Annotated in this window: 14 protein-coding genes and 1 tRNA gene; 7 read left to right on the plus strand and 8 right to left on the minus strand. The window is 74.8% G+C overall.

The window, feature by feature from the left end; translation table 11 throughout:
* Window positions 1-116: 116 nt before the first annotated feature.
* The 4 genes from ACFV7Q_RS24305 to ACFV7Q_RS24320 form a co-directional block, all read right to left on the minus strand.
* Window positions 117-1,409 carry a hypothetical protein gene (locus ACFV7Q_RS24305; RefSeq protein ID WP_385431388.1) on the minus strand — a complete coding sequence of 431 codons (1,293 nt, stop codon included), beginning with the start codon at window positions 1,407-1,409 and terminating at the stop codon, window positions 117-119.
* A gap of 199 nt (window positions 1,410-1,608) precedes the next feature.
* Window positions 1,609-2,817, minus strand: coding sequence for a S8 family peptidase (locus tag ACFV7Q_RS24310; protein WP_385431389.1), 1,209 nt, complete (start codon window positions 2,815-2,817; stop codon window positions 1,609-1,611).
* Between the two features lie 77 nt (window positions 2,818-2,894).
* Window positions 2,895-3,308, minus strand: coding sequence for a GNAT family N-acetyltransferase (locus ACFV7Q_RS24315; RefSeq protein WP_385431390.1), 414 nt, complete (start codon window positions 3,306-3,308; stop codon window positions 2,895-2,897).
* A gap of 152 nt (window positions 3,309-3,460) precedes the next feature.
* Complete coding sequence (locus ACFV7Q_RS24320) at window positions 3,461-4,165, minus strand: 4'-phosphopantetheinyl transferase family protein (RefSeq protein ID WP_385431391.1); 705 nt, start codon at window positions 4,163-4,165, stop codon at window positions 3,461-3,463.
* Window positions 4,166-4,236: 71 nt separating this feature from the next.
* Here ACFV7Q_RS24320 and ACFV7Q_RS24325 point away from each other — a divergent pair, with 71 nt between their 5' ends.
* Window positions 4,237-5,004: an alpha/beta fold hydrolase gene (locus tag ACFV7Q_RS24325; protein WP_385431392.1), complete on the plus strand. Its 768-nt coding sequence runs from the start codon at window positions 4,237-4,239 to the stop codon at window positions 5,002-5,004.
* 8 nt (window positions 5,005-5,012) lie between these two features.
* On the opposite strand, the gene ACFV7Q_RS24330 is transcribed toward ACFV7Q_RS24325, so the two are convergent.
* A complete protein-coding gene (locus ACFV7Q_RS24330; protein WP_385431393.1) occupies window positions 5,013-5,573 on the minus strand; it encodes a hypothetical protein in 561 nt (186 codons plus the stop codon).
* A gap of 304 nt (window positions 5,574-5,877) precedes the next feature.
* On the opposite strand from ACFV7Q_RS24330, the gene ACFV7Q_RS24335 reads away from it, so the two are divergent.
* Complete coding sequence (locus ACFV7Q_RS24335; RefSeq protein ID WP_385431394.1) at window positions 5,878-6,378, plus strand: phospholipase; 501 nt, start codon at window positions 5,878-5,880, stop codon at window positions 6,376-6,378.
* 90 nt (window positions 6,379-6,468) lie between these two features.
* On the opposite strand, the gene ACFV7Q_RS24340 is transcribed toward ACFV7Q_RS24335, so the two are convergent.
* Window positions 6,469-7,608, minus strand: a complete 1,140-nt coding sequence (locus ACFV7Q_RS24340; RefSeq protein ID WP_385431395.1) for a hypothetical protein — start codon at window positions 7,606-7,608, stop codon at window positions 6,469-6,471.
* A 99-nt stretch (window positions 7,609-7,707) separates the two neighbouring features.
* The gene (locus tag ACFV7Q_RS24345; protein WP_385431396.1) at window positions 7,708-8,451 is read right to left on the minus strand and encodes a class I SAM-dependent methyltransferase; all 744 of its coding nucleotides are present in this window, start codon (window positions 8,449-8,451) and stop codon (window positions 7,708-7,710) included.
* A gap of 146 nt (window positions 8,452-8,597) precedes the next feature.
* Here ACFV7Q_RS24345 and ACFV7Q_RS24350 point away from each other — a divergent pair, with 146 nt between their 5' ends.
* Window positions 8,598-10,163, plus strand: a complete 1,566-nt coding sequence (locus tag ACFV7Q_RS24350; protein WP_385431397.1) for an AMP-binding protein — start codon at window positions 8,598-8,600, stop codon at window positions 10,161-10,163.
* 118 nt (window positions 10,164-10,281) lie between these two features.
* Here ACFV7Q_RS24350 and ACFV7Q_RS24355 read toward each other — a convergent pair.
* A tRNA-Arg gene (locus ACFV7Q_RS24355) sits at window positions 10,282-10,354 on the minus strand.
* Window positions 10,355-10,687: 333 nt separating this feature from the next.
* On the opposite strand from ACFV7Q_RS24355, the gene ACFV7Q_RS24360 reads away from it, so the two are divergent.
* The 4 genes from ACFV7Q_RS24360 to ACFV7Q_RS24375 all read left to right on the plus strand — a co-directional run bounded on the left by ACFV7Q_RS24360 (window position 10,688) and on the right by ACFV7Q_RS24375 (window position 16,148).
* Entirely contained in the window at window positions 10,688-12,316 is a 1,629-nt protein-coding gene (locus ACFV7Q_RS24360) for an ATP-binding protein (protein ID WP_385431413.1), read from the plus strand.
* 4 nt (window positions 12,317-12,320) lie between these two features.
* On the plus strand, window positions 12,321-14,267 hold the full coding sequence (locus tag ACFV7Q_RS24365; protein WP_385431398.1) for a GTPase: 1,947 nt from the start codon (window positions 12,321-12,323) through the stop codon (window positions 14,265-14,267).
* Between the two features lie 115 nt (window positions 14,268-14,382).
* Window positions 14,383-14,790, plus strand: a complete 408-nt coding sequence (locus ACFV7Q_RS24370) for a single-stranded DNA-binding protein (RefSeq protein WP_385431399.1) — start codon at window positions 14,383-14,385, stop codon at window positions 14,788-14,790.
* 131 nt (window positions 14,791-14,921) lie between these two features.
* The gene (locus tag ACFV7Q_RS24375) at window positions 14,922-16,148 is read left to right on the plus strand and encodes a thioester domain-containing protein (protein ID WP_385431400.1); all 1,227 of its coding nucleotides are present in this window, start codon (window positions 14,922-14,924) and stop codon (window positions 16,146-16,148) included.
* Window positions 16,149-16,150: the final 2 nt, after the last annotated feature.

The following is a 16,150-nucleotide window of genomic DNA, read 5'->3' on the forward strand; positions in this document are numbered from 1 at the left end:
CTGGGGGGGGGGCGTGGTGGGGGGCGGGGTGGGGGGTGGGTGTCCTTTACGGGCCGGTTGCTGTTGTGGCGGCGCCGGCGCGCCCCACCACCCTGGGGCGATCTGGTCCCGCCGGGTCAGGCGATCGAGAACGTGACGACCGTCCGGTAGGTGTCGGCGAACATGAACGGCGGGAGCTGGATCATCCCCGCGCCGCCGACGGCGAACTCACCGCCGGTCAGCTCGTCCCCGCCGGCCGCCTGCGAGGCCACCTTCACCGGCGTGTCCGTGATCGCGCCCGGCGCGCCCGCGGTGCAGGTGCTCGGACTGTCGGGGTTCGTCACGGTGCAGGACGGCTGGATGCCGAGCTGCGCCTTCGCCATCGAGTGGCCGGTCGTCTGGTTCAGGAACGGCGTACGGGTCGCGGTCACGTCCCAGCCGAGCGTGCCGCCGCGGAAGTCCTGCACGGCTGCGGCGTTGAAGACGCCGACGACGGACTGGGGCTTGCCGTTGATCGTCACGGAGGGGAAGGAGACCGCCGGCTGCCCGCCCTCGGGGCCGAGCGCGAGCGGGCCGGGCAGGACCTCGATGTCGATCGGGTTCTTCACGCCCGCCTGCTCCTCCAGGAACACGAAGGACTTGTACGGCGCGACCGAGCCGTCGATCCTGATGGCGTCGGCCTTCTTGGTCACGGTGACGGTGCAGGTCGCCGCGCCCGACGCGTCCGCCGTACCGGTGCCGGTGTCACCGGTTGCCGCGCCCGCCAGCAGCGCGGAGCAGGTGACCGGGCCGGCCGGGAAGTTGGCGCCGTTCACGACGACCGCGGTGCCCGCCTTGCCGCTGTTCGGCGTCAGCCTGGTCGTGACCGGGTCCTTGGGAAGGGCCTCGACGGCGACCGAGCCGAGGGAGGCGCTCGGCCGGGGTGCCGGGGTGCAGGTCGTGGTGAAGACCGAGCCGCTGAGGTCCGCGTCGGTGACGGCCAGGTCGAGCTTGACGTCGACCGAGGTGCCCTCGGTGCCGTCGGGGATCCGGATGGTTCCGGAGAACGGCTTCGGGTCGAGCGGGGTGCCGGCCACGACGCTGACGGTCTCGGGCGGACTGGTGACCACCTGCGTGGTACCCCCGACCTTCAGGGTGATCTTGGTGGTGTTCACCGTCGTCACGGAGAAGCCCGGGATCAGCGGGCTCGCACCCGGGTCGATGGTGAGGGGCACGACGTCGCCGGCCTTGGCGGTGTCGGGCAGGGTGACCGTGTAGTTCTGGGTGCCCGAGCCGTCCGGCTGCGGAGCAGGGGCGTCGCAGTTCTCGAACACGGGGGTGGTCGTGGTCGCCGCCTGCGCCGCGCCGGTCAGGCCCACCACGCCGCCCGTCAGCGCCAGGGACAGCGCGCCCACCCCGGCCAGCACTCTCCGTCGGAACGTTGTTCTCACTGGGTCGCGACTCCTTCGTCAGACGAACCCCTCCCCCCACCCGCTGTGGGGAGGAGGCCGAGCCGGTGCGGTGGCCGACATTGACGCGTCGCGGTCATGAGAAGTCAATGGCTTCCTTTCGTCCGAAACACACAGGAATTGATGTCCCATCAGGTCCGGTGTGGTGCCGTCCTGCCCGCGGCGGCTCCCGCGGCGGCTCTCACCCGGCCGCCGGGACGTTCAGCAGCAGGTCGGACGTGCCAACAGGGGCTCCGGTGATCCGTCCGCGCACGGCGCCCCGCAGCAGGGCGTCGGACACCGCGGCCGGAGTCTTCTTCTTGCCGCCCGCGAGCCCTTCCGCGAGGAGCAGCGCGGCGACACCGGCCACGTGGGGGGCGGCCATGGAGGTGCCGGAGGCACGGGCGAGCGCGGTGGCGGAGCCCTTCCAGGCGGAGACCACGGACACGCCGGGCGCGGAGAGGTCCACGCAGGAGCCGTAGTCGGAGAACGGGGCCCACCGGTCGGCGGAGTCGGTCGCCCCCACGGTCAGCGCGGCGGGCGCACCCGACGGGGAGCCGGCGCAGGCGTTCGCGGCGGAGTTCCCGGCGGCCGCGGTGAAGGTGATCCCGGCGGACACCGCCCGGGCGACGGCCGCGTCGAGGGCGTAGCTGCGGGTGCCGCCCATGCTCATGTTGGCGACCGCGGGAGTTGACGGGGCCTTCGCCGCATCCTTCACCAACCACTCCAGACCGCCGAGGATGGCCGACAGCGTCGCGGCTCCGCGGCAGTCCGCGACCTTCACCGAGACCAGCGAGACTTCCTTCGCGACCCCGTACACCGAGCCGCCCAACGTCCCCGCGACATGGGTGCCATGGCCGTTGCAGTCGGCCGCCCCCTCCAGGAAGACCCCGTTGTAGCCGGCCCGGGCCCGGCCCCCGAACTCCTCGTGGAGCGTGTTGATCCCGCTGTCCACGACGTACGCGGTGACGCCCCGGCCCGCCGAGCGGTACGTGTACGAGCCGTCCAGCGGCAGGTCCCGCTGGTCGATCCGGTCCAGCGGCCAGGGCGCCGGACTCTGCGCCCCGCTGATCCGGAACTCGGCGTCCGGTTCCACTGAGGCCACCCGGGAATCGGCCGCCAGGGCTGCGGCCCGCGCGGCGGTGGTGCGCACGGCGAAGCCGCTGAGCGCGGTGTCGTAGACGGCTCCGACCTCGTCGCCGGCGTCCGCGGCCTCGGCCGCCAGGGCGCGGGCGGCCGGCGCGCGCGGGGTGCTGTCCTTCAGGACCACGACGTAGGCGGCGGTGGAACCTGCACGGGTGGCGGAGGCGGCTGCGGCTGCGGCTGCGGCGGGGGCTGCGGGGTGCGGGGGCAGGGCGGTGGCCGCTGCCAGCAGGGCGACGGCCGGGAGCAGGGCGGTGAATGCGGTCATGCGCCGATGCTCGGCCCGGCGGGGTCCGGGCGCGCGGAGGGTGCTCCGACTGGCGGCACGACACGCCGCCGGGGGAGTCAGCCCGACAGGGGCCAGCCGCGCACGGCGCACACGCCCTCGTCGCGGCCGCCGGCGGCGGAGTAGGTGGCCAGGGCGGCCTCGTTGTCGGTGTCGACCCCCGCCCACATGCCGTAGCAGCCGCGCGCCCGGGCCTCGTCGGCGAGTGCCTCGGTCAGGGCCCGGCCGATGCCCCGCCGCCGGTAGCCCTCGTCGACGGAGAGCTCGTACAGGCACATCTCGGTGCCCTTGTCCGGGTGGCTCATCTCGACCCCGGTGACCATGCCGGCGGGCACGTCGTCGACGTAGGCGATCAGCATCAGGTGTCCCGGCGCGGAGAGGAAGCGCTCGGACCGGTCCAGGCGGACGGGGCCGTCGAAGAGGCCCTCCGCGGCCTGGAGTTCGGCGACGGTGCGCGCGGGGCGGATGTCCATGGCGGTCACGATAAACGGCCTGTACGGGGAACGGGGCCGTTCGCACCGCCCGCGGCGTGGCGTGGCACCGCCGGGGCGTGGCGGCGCGGCGTGGCGGCCCTCCGGCCCCGGGCACGACGGGCCGGTCGGCAGCACCCCGGGGCGGGGCGGCCTCAGACGGGTGCCCGGACGGCGAGGGCCGCCGCGTACCCGTCCGGGGCGGAGAGGTCCGTCAGGTGCCAGCCCGCGACCTCCGCCGGGGCGGGGCCGCTGCCCACGTACGGCTCGGCCACCCCCAGGGCCAACCCGGTGCCCATGCCCTTGAGGCAGGCCTCCTTGCGGGCCCACAGCCGGGCCAGCAGCATCCGCCGGTCCGCCTCGGGCGCGGCCGTCAGCTCCGCGGTCTCCGCCGGGTGCAGTGTGCCCATCACGTCCGCCACCGCCTCGGCGGTCGGGTACCCCTCCACGTCGACGCCGACGGGCATCGCCGCGAAGGCCAGGAACGCCAGGTCGTCGCTGTGCGAGAGCGAGAACTGCACGCCGCCGCCCGCCACCGCCGGCCGGCCGTGCGGGGCGCCGCAGCACGGGCACTCCTCCCGGACCAGGGTCACCTTGTCCGGCGCCAGCCCCAGGTAGCCGCCGAGCAGCACCCGCAGCCCGACGTGCGAGGCGAGGTAGCGCCGCCGGTCGGCGGGCCGCACGAACCGGCTGCTCCGGTCCCGTTCCCCCTCGTCCAGGAGGGACAGCGCCTCCTCGACGTCGTGACCCCCGACCACGTCGAGGGTGGTGTCGAGGGACCACACCGCCACGGCCGCCCCCTCAGGCGCCCCGCCGGTGCGCGGCGCATCCCCGCCGAGCCGTTGCACGTACGTACTCACCTGACGAGGGTAGACGAGGCGCGCGCCGCCCCGGTTAGGGTCGTCCCTTCCGACGATCAAGGGAGCACAGGGTGCGAAGTGCCGCCGTCACACCGGAAGATGACCGGATCCGCTGGGTCGAACTGCCCGGGGCCGACCCTGCCCGGGTGTACGTGCACGGGCTCGGGGCGACCTCGCCCGCCTACTTCGCGGCGAGCGCCGTCCACCCGCTGCTGGCCGGGCGGCGCTCCCTGCTGGTCGACCTGCTCGGGCACGGCCACAGCGACCGCCCCGAGCACTTCCCGTACACCCTCGAAGCGCACGCCGACGCCCTCGCCGCCGCCCTAGACGCGGCCGGTGTCGCCGACGCCGAGCTGATCGCCCACAGCATGGGCGGGGCCGTGGCGATCGTGCTGGCCCACCGACACCCCCGCCTGGTCTCCCGGCTGGTGCTCGTCGACGCCAACCTGGACCCGGTGCCGGTCGTTCCCCGGACCGTCGGCAGCAGCGGGATCGCCTCCTACACCGAGGAGGAGTTCCTGGCCGGCGGCTGGGCCGAGGTGCGCGACCGGGCGGGCGCGCACTGGTGGTCGACGATGCGGCTGGCCGGCCGCACCGCCCTGCACCGCTCCGCCGTCCACCTCGCGGCCGGCACGACCCCCACCATGCGGGAACTCCTGCTGGAGCTACCGATCCCGCGCACCTATCTGCTGCCCGAGGCCGACGGTCCCCTCGCCGGGACCGAGGTGCTGGAGGCCGCCGGTGTCGCCGTGGTCCCCGTCCCGGACTGCGGGCACAACATCATGCTCGACAACCCGGAGGACTTCGCCCGGGCCACCGCGGCCGCGCTGACGCGCTAGCCGACTCGCTAGCGCGCCGCCGCGCCGCCGGCCCGTGCGGGCGCCTTCGCCCCGGGGGAGAGGGTTCCGTCGGTCCAGGCGTAGACGCGCTTGCCGCGCACCGCCACCTGGTACTGGTGGACGTCCCGGCACTCGGGCTGCTCCTCGGCCCGGGTACCGCGAGGCCACCACCGGGCGTCCAGCACCCGCCCGTGCAGGCGCTTCGGCACGCCGGTGGTGCACTGCGGCCCGTTCAACGGCGTCGCCCCCAGCGTGAAGCGGATCAGCCGGGCCTCACCGCTGCGGCGCGCGCGTATGCGTATGTCCGTGGCGTCCTTGGGCACCCAGGACGGCAGCGCCAGCGCCTGCGCCGACGCCGGGGCGGCGTGCACGTGCCCGGCGGGCGCGACGGCGGGCGCCTCGCGGGTCGGTGCCGCGGCGGCGGTCGCGTACCGCCTGCTCTTCTCCCTGAACACCTGGTCGTTGATCGAATCGGTCACGGGGTTGGGCGGGAGGTGCGGCAGCGCGAAGGCGACCGTGGCGAGAACTCCCGCGGTGGCGGCGGCGATGACGAGGGGACGGCGCTTCATATGACCCAGTGTCGGCAGGATGCCCGATGCGCGCGTCCCTCCGCAGGACGAACATCGGCTCTGCCTGAAGTCTGATGCCGAGTCGTACCTGAGGACCGGTCCGGCTACAGCAGCCGGCGCCCGGACGCCCCCGACCGGCTCCCGACCGGCTCCCGACCGGCACCCGACCGGCACCCCCTGGCCGCGAGCTCCGTTATAGGCGTCGTGGGGATCGGCGATATGGCGTGCCCCGAACCTGGATCCCGTCGCCGCCGCGGGAGTTGCCCGGGGCGGTTTCCCCCGACCCCCGCCCTGGAGGAATCCCATGCGCCGCCGTCACGCTCCCGTCCTCGCCTCCGCGGCCGCGGCCGGTGTCCTCGTCTTCGCGGCGCCCGCGTCCGCCGCGCCGGCCGACAAGCCGCAGGTGCTGAGCAGCTGGACCCAGACCAGCCTCAGCAGCTACAACGCCTGGGCCACGGCGCGCGCGAACCAGGGCCGGTGGGAGGCGTACGGCTTCGACTGGTCGACGGACTACTGCTCCTCCTCGCCCGACAACCCCTTCGGGTTCCCCTTCCAGACGGCGTGCGCCCGCCACGACTTCGGCTACCGCAACTACAAGGCGGCGGGCACCTTCCCGGCCAACAAGTCGCGCATCGACGACGCCTTCTACGCGGACCTGAAGCGGGTGTGCGCGGCGTACACGGGCGCCAAGAAGACCTCCTGCGACGGCACCGCCTGGACGTACTACCAAGCCGTCAGGGCCTTCGGCGTCTCGCCGCAGGACGCCCCCGCCGACGGCACCGGCCCTGCCGCGCCCGCCGCCTGACCGCACAGCCCGACCGCACCCCCTCCCCTGACCACATCCCCCTTGACCACCGGTCCCGCCCGTGACCCCCGTCGGGCGGGACCGGTGTCGTCACTCCTTGCCCGCGGCGGCCAACCGCTGGAACAGTGCTCCGATCTCGGCCTTGTCCGCGATCAGCGGCAGCGTGTCGAAGTACAGCTCCCACTCCCCGCCGGGGCCGAAGCGCTCGACGATCCCGAACGGGATGTCTGCGCCCTTCGGGCCGCTGACCTTGCCGTGCCACTCCACATAGGTCGTGCTCGTGCCGAACGCCACCTGCCCCGCCTTCAGTTCGACGTCCGCCCGCTCGAAGAACCGCTTCAGGTACGCCGCCTTCCCCGCGTCCGTCACGAGCGGTTCGGTCAGCCCCGGCCCCATCAGCCGCGCGTTGCCCGTCCGCCCGGTGAACGCGGCGACGTCCCCACCGTTCCACGCGGCGAGCCGCGCCCCGACCTCGTCGGCCCGGAACCGCTCCGGCGCCCGTCCGCCCCGGCCCGCACCGCCTCCCCCGGCGGGGTCGGCGATCCCCTCGAAGAGCGGCCGCAGTTCGGGGGCGATCGGCTCGAACAGCTCGTGGCGGTCGTAGTAGCGGCGCGCCTGGATCGTCCTCCTGTCGTCGCCGAGCACGTTGCGTGCGATCTGCGGGTACGACACCTGCCTGCCCTTGACGGTGATCTCGTTGCGCTGCCCGAACATCACCACCGCGCCGTCGGCCACCACGTCCGTACCCCGGTAGCGCAGCTCGGGGGCGAGGCACAGGGAGCCGGTGATCGAGTCGCCGATCACGGAGTGCCCGCGCTGCGGGGCTCCGCCCGCCTCCCAGAGGGTCGCGTCCCCGTCGAAGATGTCCAGGTAGGCCCGGACCCTCGGGTGGGTGAGGTCGCCCGGCGCGGGCGGGGTACCCGTCGGCGCCTCGCCGAAGGCGATCTGCCGCTTCAGGAACGCGCAGCCGTTCGGGGTGATCCGGCCCTCCAGTCGCTCGACCTCGTCGCGGACCTCCGCGCACCCGTTGCCGCCGGGAAGTACCGCCGTGGCCGCCGTGGCCGCCGTGGCCGCCGTGGCCGAACCGGTCGGAGCGGCCGTCACCGCCACCGCGAGGGACAGTCCGGTCGCCACTGCCGCGGCGAGCAGCCGGGACCGTCCCCGCACCACACCGGCCCGCGCCGGCCGAGTCCGCGGGGTCTGCCGCGCTGCCGCTGCTGCTGCCTTCATACCGATACGCCGTTCTCTGACCTGCCGAATTCCGTACCGGCGGGGGACGAGTGCGCGCCCCCCGCCGGTGTGATGACGATGTCAGCGGTCGCTCCGGGCCTAGCGGCGGACCGCGACACTCAGGTCGACCACGTAGTGCTCCTCCAGCCGACCGTCCGGGAACTGCTCCAGCAGGCGCTCCCGTTCGGCGGCGAGGAAGGCGTCCGTGCCGGGTGCACCGATCAGGAACAGCGAATGCGTGGACAGCTTCGCGAGGTGCGCGTCGACCGGGATGCGGCGGGACCAGCGCAGCAGGCGCGTGGTGAACTCCAGGCCGCCCTGCGGGCGGACGCGTTCGTTGATGTACCAGCCCGGCCCGAAGACCTTCTCGATCCTCGCCCGTTGGCCGGCGATCCACTCGACCTCGACGTCCGGGTCGTTCGAGAACACGGCCAGCGCCCCGCCGGGCCGCAGGACGCGCAGTGCCTCGGGCCCCGAGCGCGCCGGGTCGGTCCAGTGCCACGACTGCGCGTACGTCAGCAGATCGAGGGAACCCGCCGCGAAGGGCAGCCGGTTGCCGTCCCCGCGTACGAGCGGCACCAGCGGGTTGCGGCGGTGCAGCTCGGCGGCCATGCCCTCGCCGGGCTCGACCGCCACCACCCGGGCGCCGCGCTCCCGGAGCAGTGCCGTTGCGATGCCGGTCCCGGCGCCGACGTCGGCGACGCGGGCACCGGCCAGCCGGAAGCCGGCGAGGTCTTCCACCGCGTCGAGGAGCGCGGGCGGGTAGGTGGGCCGGTGGTCGGCGTAGCGTGCGGCCGCGGAACTGAACGAGCGTGCACGGGATGCGTCCGGTGCGTCCGTCATGGCCCCATGGTCGGCGGTGGGGTGCCCCTCACGTCAACACCGCGCGGCCGTTCCGGGCTCCGCTGCGTCGACCGGACGGATCACGATCCGGTGCGGAGCTTGTACGGTCGCCTCCACGCGCGGGACGAGGGCGGAGGGGGTTGGGCGTGGTGGCACGGTACGTCGCGGACCTGGTCGGGGCGTTGGAGCGGTACGGGGCCCGGCCCGCGCTCGGGGAGACGGGCGGCCCGGTGCTGGACTTCTCCGGGCTGCTGGACCTCGTGCACCGCCTGGCGGGCGAGCTGGCGGACCGCGGAGTCGGCCGCGGCACCGGCCTGGCCTGCGTGTTCGGCGGCAACCGGCCGGAGGTGGTGCAGGTGCGGCTGGCGGCGCACGTCCTCGGGGCGCGGCTGACCCAGGTCGTCACGGACGCGTACACCGTCGACGTGGACTTCGTCCTGCGGGACTGCCGTCCCGGCCTCGTGGTGCACGACGTGCCGGTGCCGGACACCGGCGCCGCGCGGCTCGCCCTGGACGAGTTGCTGGGGGCCGCAGCCGGCCGGGAGGCGGTGCCGCTGCCGGTGGCGGCGCGGGAGGACGACATCGCCCGGGTGACGTACACGGGCGGTACGACCGGGGTGCCCAAGGGCGTGGCATCCACGTTCCGGGCCCTCGCCGCCCGGGCCGACGGGCGCGCGGGCCGGGAGGGCGAACGGCCGGGCCCGGGGTCCGGCGGTCCAGCCCGTGCGGGCGGCGGACGGGCTGGACGGGCCGCCGAATCCGCTGTCCCGCCGACCTACGTATCCGTCACCTCGCTCGCCCACCGCGCCGGCGGACGCTGCCTGGAGCAGCTCCGCTCCGGCGGCCGCACCGAGGTCCTGCCCGTCTTCGAGCCCCGCGCCTTCGCCGCCGCCTGCCGGCGGCTGGGGCCGGCGGCCACGTACCTGATGCCCGGCATGATCTACCGCCTGCTGGACGATCCCGCGACGGCCCACGGGATCCCCGGGCTGGGCGTGATCTCGTACGGCGCCGCGCCGATCCTGCCGGAGCGGCTGCGGCAGGCGGTCACCCGCTGGGGCGGACGCTGGCAGCAGGGCTACGGGATGAACGAGTCCGCGGTGATCTGCCGCCTCACCGCCGCCGACCACGAGGCCGGGGTCACCGACCGGCCCGGTCTGCTCTCCTCGGTGGGACGCCCGGCGGCGGGGGTGCAGGTCGAGGTGCGCGACGCGGCCGGGCAACCCGTGCCCGCCGGCCGGACGGGGGAGGTCTGGACCCGGTCCGCGGCGATCATGACCGGCTACTGGGGGCGGCCCGACCTCACCGCCGCCACGATCCGGGACGGCTGGCTGCGCACCGGTGACCTGGGGCACCTGGACCCGGACGGCTACCTCCACCTCGACGACCGGACCGCCGACGCCGTGCTGGTCGACGGCGACAACGTCCACACCCTGCCGGTGGAGGCCGCCCTGGCCCGGCACCCTTCGGTCGCGCAGGCGGCGGTGGTGGGCCGTCCCAGCCCCCTCACCGGCGAGGAGGTCTGCGCCTTCCTGGTCCCGGCGCCCGGCCGCACGCCCGACGCCGTGGCGGCGGCCGAGGCCTGCGACCTGGTGGAACGGACCCTCGCCCCGGCGTACCGCCCCACGGCGGTCTTCTGGCGGAAGGAGATCCCCCTGACCCCCCAGGGAAAACCGGACAAACGCCTGCTGCGCGCCCAGGCTGCGACCCCCTGAAGGGGCCCTTGCCGGCCGCGTCACCGCCTCCCGCGCCGCCCTACGAAGGGGGAGCACCCCACCCGCACGCACGAAGGCCCTCCCCGGAGGGAGGGCCCCGAAATGATGAACTTAAGAGCGCCCCCGGCAGGACTCGAACCTGCGGCCAAGTGCTTAGAAGGCACCTGCTCTATCCACTGAGCTACGGGGGCCGGAAGGTGGCCGTGGTGGCCTGGAGCCCCGGGGTGGGGGTGGGACTGTCGTCCGTGCCGGGTCAAGGATAGGGCTCCGGTCGCCTTGTCCCGGTTGCTTCACCCGCGTGCCACGATGTGGAGGTTCAGTGAAGCGGTCCCGATAATCGCAGGCAGGTGCGATTCTCGCACCGCTTTTGCGCCGCGGCGCCCTGGGTGTTGTGCACTCGTTATGCCTGCGCCCCACTCCGGCTGCTCTGACCGGAAGGTCCCTCCGGAGTCGCGGTCGGCGCGCAGAGGGTTTATAAGCTTCAAAAATGGTCCTTAATTGGGCATTCTTCGCATGTGGTGACCTTGGATGTTCGGCCCCAGCTGCTCGATGCCCTGTCCGCCCTGCGCGACCGGGTCGCGTCCGTGCGTCTGCCGCTGCCCCTGCCCGGCGCCCCGCGCGCCCGGCAGACCAGGAGCGAGCTGCTCGCGCAGCTCGACGACTACCTCGTACCGCGGCTGAAGGCGCCCGAGGCGCCGCTGCTCGCCGTCGTCGGCGGATCCACCGGAGCCGGTAAGTCCACCCTCGTCAACTCCCTGGTCGGCCGCCAGGTGAGCGAAGCCGGCGTACTGCGGCCCACCACCCGCGTCCCGGTCCTCGTCTGCCACCCGGACGACCACCACTGGTTCGCCGGCATGCGGGTGCTGCCCGACCTGCTGCGGGTCTGGGCGCCGCCCGGGGAGGACGAGCCCGCCCGCGGCCCCAGGAGGCCCGGCGCGGGGCGTCCCGGCGGCCGTCCCGTCGCCGCCGCCCCCGGGGCGCGCGAGATGCGGATCGAGACCGTCACCGGGCTGCCGCGCGGCCTCGCCCTCCTCGACGCCCCCGACATCGACTCCCTCGTCGTCGAGAACCGCGTCCTCGCCGCCGAGCTCATCTGCGCCGCCGACGTCTGGGTGATGGTCACCACCGCCTCCCGGTACGCCGACGCCGTGCCCTGGCACCTGCTGCGCACCGCCAAGCAGTACAAGGCCACCCTCGTCACCGTCCTCGACCGGGTCCCGCACCAGGTGCTCACCGAGGTCTCGCGGCAGTACGCGGCCCTGCTCACCCGGGCCGGGCTGGGCGACGTACCCCGCTTCACCGTGCCCGAGCTACCCGAGTCGGCCGGCGGGGGCGGGCTGCTGCCGGCCAGCGCCGTCGCACCACTGGGCGCCTGGCTCGCCCACCACGTCCAGGACCCGGCCGCCCGCCAGTACGCCGTCAGCCGCACCGCGTTCGGCGCGCTGGACTCGCTGCGGCGCCGGATGCCGGAGCTTGCGTCCGCCGTCGCCGCCCAGTACGCCGCCGCCGTACGGCTCACCACGGCGGTGGAGGACGCGTACCGGCAGGAGGGCAAGCGCGTCCGGGGCAGGCTCGACCAGGGCGCCGTGCTCGCCGGGGACGCGCTGACCCGGTGGCGCGGCTTCCCCCTCGACACCACCGCCGACGAGCTGCTCGACTCGCTGGCCGAATCCCTCTCCGCGCTGCTCCAGTGCGCGGTCGCCGCCGCCGACGAACGGATCGCCGAGGTCTGGCGGCGCGAACCGGCCGCCGGGGCCGTGCCGCTGCCGGGGCCCGACCGGGAGGCGGCCGACCGCATCGGCGTGGCGGTCCGGCGCTGGCGGCGGGTGCTGGAGGAACTCGTCGAGGAGGAGGTCGCCCGGCTCGACCGGCAACCCCCGCCCGACCCCCACGCCGTCGCCGCCCTGCTGGTCGCGTCCCTCCTCGGCGGCAAACGGGCCCGGCCCGCCGGCGACAAGCTCGTCGAGCGGATCGGAGCACAGGCCGCCGTGAAACTGCGGGACCGGGGCGGTGAGCTCGTCGCCGACCACCTCGAAGACGTGTTGCGCGCCGAACGGGACCGGCGGCTGGCCCCGCTGGAGGCGCTCGAGGTGACCCCCGAGCCGCAGGCCGAGCTGATCGCGGCGCTGTCCGTACTGCAGAAGGAGAGGTGACGCTGTGACCGCCTTGGCCGACCGCACCGACGACCGCTGGGACGACGGATTCATCGCACGCTCGCGCCGCCCGCGGGCCATCGGCGACGGCAGCTTCGACGACGGGATGGACGGCATCGACGGCATCGACGGCATCGAGGGTATGGACGGCATGGGCGGGACGGGTGGGACGGGTAGGACGGGTGGGGGCCACCGGATCCACGAGGAGGGCGGCTACGAGGGCGACGATGCGCTCGTGCGGGTCCTGGCCGGGGCCGGAGGAGACGGTGGGCGCACGCCCCCGCCCCCGTCCGGCCCCGACGCGCAGGCCCTGCGCACCCGGCTGGAGTCGCTGCGCCAGCTCGTCGCGCTCTCCCGGACCCGACTCGACGGAAAGACCCTCGCCGAGGCCGGGCGGGTGCTGGACGAGGCTGCGGCGCGGCGCGGGCTGTCGTCCCAGCACACCGTCGTCGCGATCGCCGGAGCCACCGGAAGCGGCAAGTCCACGCTCTTCAACTCACTCGCCGGAGTGCAGATCTCCGAGACGGGACTGCGCCGGCCGATGACCGCCGCACCCATCGCCTGCAGCTGGTCCGACGGGGCGGCCGGACTGCTGGACCGGCTGGAGATCCCGGGGCGTCTGCGGCGCCGGCCGCGCGAGACCACCGAGACCGGGGCGCTGCGCGGGCTGGTCCTCGTGGACCTGCCCGACCTGGACTCCGCGGTCGGCGCGCACCGCGAGCACGTGGACCGGGTCCTGGCACTGGTCGACGCGGTCGTGTGGGTGGTGGACCCGGAGAAGTACGCGGACGCGGTGCTCCACGAGCGGTACCTGCGGCCGCTGGCCGGACACGCCGAGGTGACGTTCGTCGTGCTCAACCAGGTGGACCGGCTGCCCGGCGAGGCCGCCGACCTCGTCCTGGACGACCTGCGGCGGCTGCTGGACGAGGACGGCATCGCGCTCGGCGAACACGACGAGCCCGGGGCCACCGTCCTCGGACTGTCCGCGCTCACCGGCGAGGGCGTCGGGGAACTCAGGGACCTGCTCGGACAGTTCACCCAGGAGCGGGGCGCGGCCACTCGGCGGATCGCCGCCGACGTGAACCGGGCCGCCGCGCGCCTGCGGCCGCTGTACGTGGCCGACGGCCACCCGGGGCCCGAGATCGGCGAGGCGGCGCGCGCCGAGTTCGAGGACCGACTGGCGGAGGCGGTCGGGGCGTACGCGGCCGGGCTCGCCGCCGAGCGGGCCTGGCGGCGCAACGCCGGTAAGGCGTGCGGGACGCCGTGGCTTCGACTGTGGCGCTGGTACCAGGGCCGGCGCGCCCCGCGCACCCTGTCGGGGCTGGCCGCCCTGGCCGCGATCGGCGGGGTGGCCGGCGGCCGGGGCGCGGCGGGCCCGCAGCCGCCGGTCGAAGTGGAGGTGACCGCGCGTCAGCGGGTGGAGCAGGCCGTACGGGCCGTCGCCGACGCGGCGGCCACCGGGCTGCCCGACCCCTGGGCCCAGGCGGTACGGGAGACCGCGGTGCGCGGCGGCGAGCAGTTGCCGGAGGCGCTGGACGAGATCGCGGTGACGCTGGGCCCGGCCTCCGCGGCGCCGGGCGCCAAACCGCCGCGGCCCGCGTGGTGGCCGGTGGCGGTCCTGGCGCAGGCGGCCATGACGCTGGTCCAGGTCTACGGCGGGCTGTGGCTGGTCGGGCAGATCGTCGGGGTCCTGCCCCCGCATCTGCTGACGCCGGTGCTGCTGATGGCGTCGGGCATCGTCGGCGGGCCGCTGGTGGAGTGGGCTTGTTCGATCGCGGCACGGGGTCCGGCACGGCGGTACGGGCAGGACGCGGAGCGGCGGCTGCGGCAGGCGGCCGCGGGGTGCGGGCGGGCCCGGGTGCTGGAGCCGGTCGCGGCGGAGCTGCTGCGCTACCGGGAGGTGCGGGAGCAGTACGCGGCGGTGGCGGAGTTGTCCACAACCCGTCAGTAGTCCACAGCGGCACGCGGGGTGGGGTCGGGCGGGTCCAGCATGGCGGTGGCCGGTGCGGAAGGTCTGCGCCGGTCCGCACGGTGCAGAGGTGCAGACACGTGGGGGAGGGACCGGGATGAACGACACCCTGGTGACGCTGATCGGCCATGTGGCCACGCAGATCGATTACAAGGAAACCGCCAACGGGCCGTCGGCCAGGTTCCGTTTCGCGGTGACGCCACGGTATTTTGATCGCCGCAGGGATGCCTGGGCGGACGGGTCGACCAGCTTCTACACCGTGTGGGCCCGGCGCACGCTCGCGGTGAATCTGACTGGTTCCGTTTCGGTCGGCGAGCCGTTGGTGGTGCACGGGCGGCTGCGGGTGCGGGACGATCCGCCGGACGCCGAAGGGAACCGTTGGTTCTCTGCGGAGATCGACGCCACGGCCATCGGTCATGACCTCAACCGGGGGACGGCTGCGTTCCGGAGGGTCGTCAGGGCAGAAACGGCACTGATGGACACTCAGAAGGCGGCGGTGGTCTGAGTGTTCGATGCAGCTAGGATTCCCCGGTACTCACGGGCACCTGGGTCACTGGCCCGAAGGGGAAGACTGTGTCGATTGGCGTTCCCGCATCCTCCGCTTCTGATTCCTCTCCTGCTTCGCTCACTGCTGCGGTGCGTCCCGCGGCTGCCGGGCCCTCCGCCGCCGGGTCCCCGGCCGCCGGGCCGGCAGCCGGGGGGCGGACGTCCGCGCGGCGGCCGCTGGCCGTGGCGCTGCTGGCCGCGGCCCTCACCGCCGCGCCCGGTGTCCGGGCCGCCGCCGACACCGGCAACCCCGCTCCCCGGCCGCCGGAGGGCGCGAGCGCCGTACTGGACGGGCTCAAGACCTACGGGCAGGCCGTCCTGCGCGCCCCCGACGGGTCGGTCCGGCAGATTCCCGCCGGGCTCTACGAAATGCGGGTCGACGGCGGCGGGATGCTCCAGACGTACGGGGTCGGGGTGGCGGGCAACGCCCAGCCGCAAGCCCGGTACAGGGAGAGCGCCTGGAGCGGCAGCCCGCTCGGCGGGCACGCCGAAGCGGGCCGGATCCGGTGGGTCCTGGAGCACTCCTACCCCCAGCTGAACGACCTCGCCGGGCTCGCCAAGGCGGCCGGTGCCGGGGCGCTCACCGCGGAGAGCGCGGCGGCCGGGACGCAGGTGGCGATCTGGCGGCTGGCGGACGGGGCACAGGTGGAGGCCGCCGACCCCGCCGCGGAAAAGCTGGCCGACTACCTCCAGCGGGCGGCGGGCCGGCTGCCGGAGCCGCCGGCCTCGCTGGGGCTGGAGCCGGGCAGCGTGTCCGGAGCCGTGGGAAGCCGGGTCGGCCCGGTCACCGTACGCACCGGTGCACAGAGCGTGGCGGTCACCCCGGACGCGGCGGCCGTGGCCATGGGCGTGCGGGTCGTCGACGCCGAGGGGAAGCCGGTCACGGCGGCGGGGAACGGGAGCCGGCTGTACTTCGAGGTGCCGGCGGGCACCCCCGACGGGACCGCCTCCGTCACCGTCCAGGGCTCCACGAAGGTGCCGGTCGGCAGGGTCTTCACCAGCGGCCTCCCGACCCAGGCGCAGATCGTGGCCGGCTCCAGCGAGTCCGCGACCGCGGCCCAGGCGACGGCGGTCTGGCCGCAGCCGCTGGTGGCCGAGGCGGGCACGGCCGGCGACGGGTCCCCGGTCACGCAGGCGGCCGGTCCGGCTGCTGCGCCCGCGTCCACGACCAGCCCGGAGGAGGAACGGCTCGCCACCAGCGGCAGCTCCGCCGCCACCCCCGTGATCGCCTCGCTGGCGGTGGGCCTGGTCGTCCTGGGCGGCCTGGTCGTCCTCATGGTCCGCAAGCGCCCACTGGACGACGAAGACCGGGTCTGACC

Origin of the sequence: Streptomyces sp. NPDC059851, from assembly GCF_042732005.1 — a bacterium.
Classification (GTDB): Bacteria; Actinomycetota; Actinomycetes; order Streptomycetales; family Streptomycetaceae; genus Streptomyces.

What these genes read in the sequence shown, in the direction of transcription:
- ACFV7Q_RS24310 (WP_385431389.1), bottom strand. Translation starts at nt 2,817, where the DNA reads ATGACCGCATTCACCGCCCTGCTCCCGGCCGTCGCCCTGCTGGCAGCG.
- ACFV7Q_RS24315 (WP_385431390.1), bottom strand. Translation starts at nt 3,308, where the DNA reads ATGGACATCCGCCCCGCGCGCACCGTCGCCGAACTCCAGGCCGCGGAG.
- ACFV7Q_RS24330 (WP_385431393.1), bottom strand. Translation starts at nt 5,573, where the DNA reads ATGAAGCGCCGTCCCCTCGTCATCGCCGCCGCCACCGCGGGAGTTCTC.
- ACFV7Q_RS24335 (WP_385431394.1), top strand. Translation starts at nt 5,878, where the DNA reads ATGCGCCGCCGTCACGCTCCCGTCCTCGCCTCCGCGGCCGCGGCCGGT.
- ACFV7Q_RS24340 (WP_385431395.1), bottom strand. Translation starts at nt 7,608, where the DNA reads ATGAAGGCAGCAGCAGCGGCAGCGCGGCAGACCCCGCGGACTCGGCCG.
- ACFV7Q_RS24345 (WP_385431396.1), bottom strand. Translation starts at nt 8,451, where the DNA reads ATGACGGACGCACCGGACGCATCCCGTGCACGCTCGTTCAGTTCCGCG.
- ACFV7Q_RS24370 (WP_385431399.1), top strand. Translation starts at nt 14,383, where the DNA reads ATGAACGACACCCTGGTGACGCTGATCGGCCATGTGGCCACGCAGATC.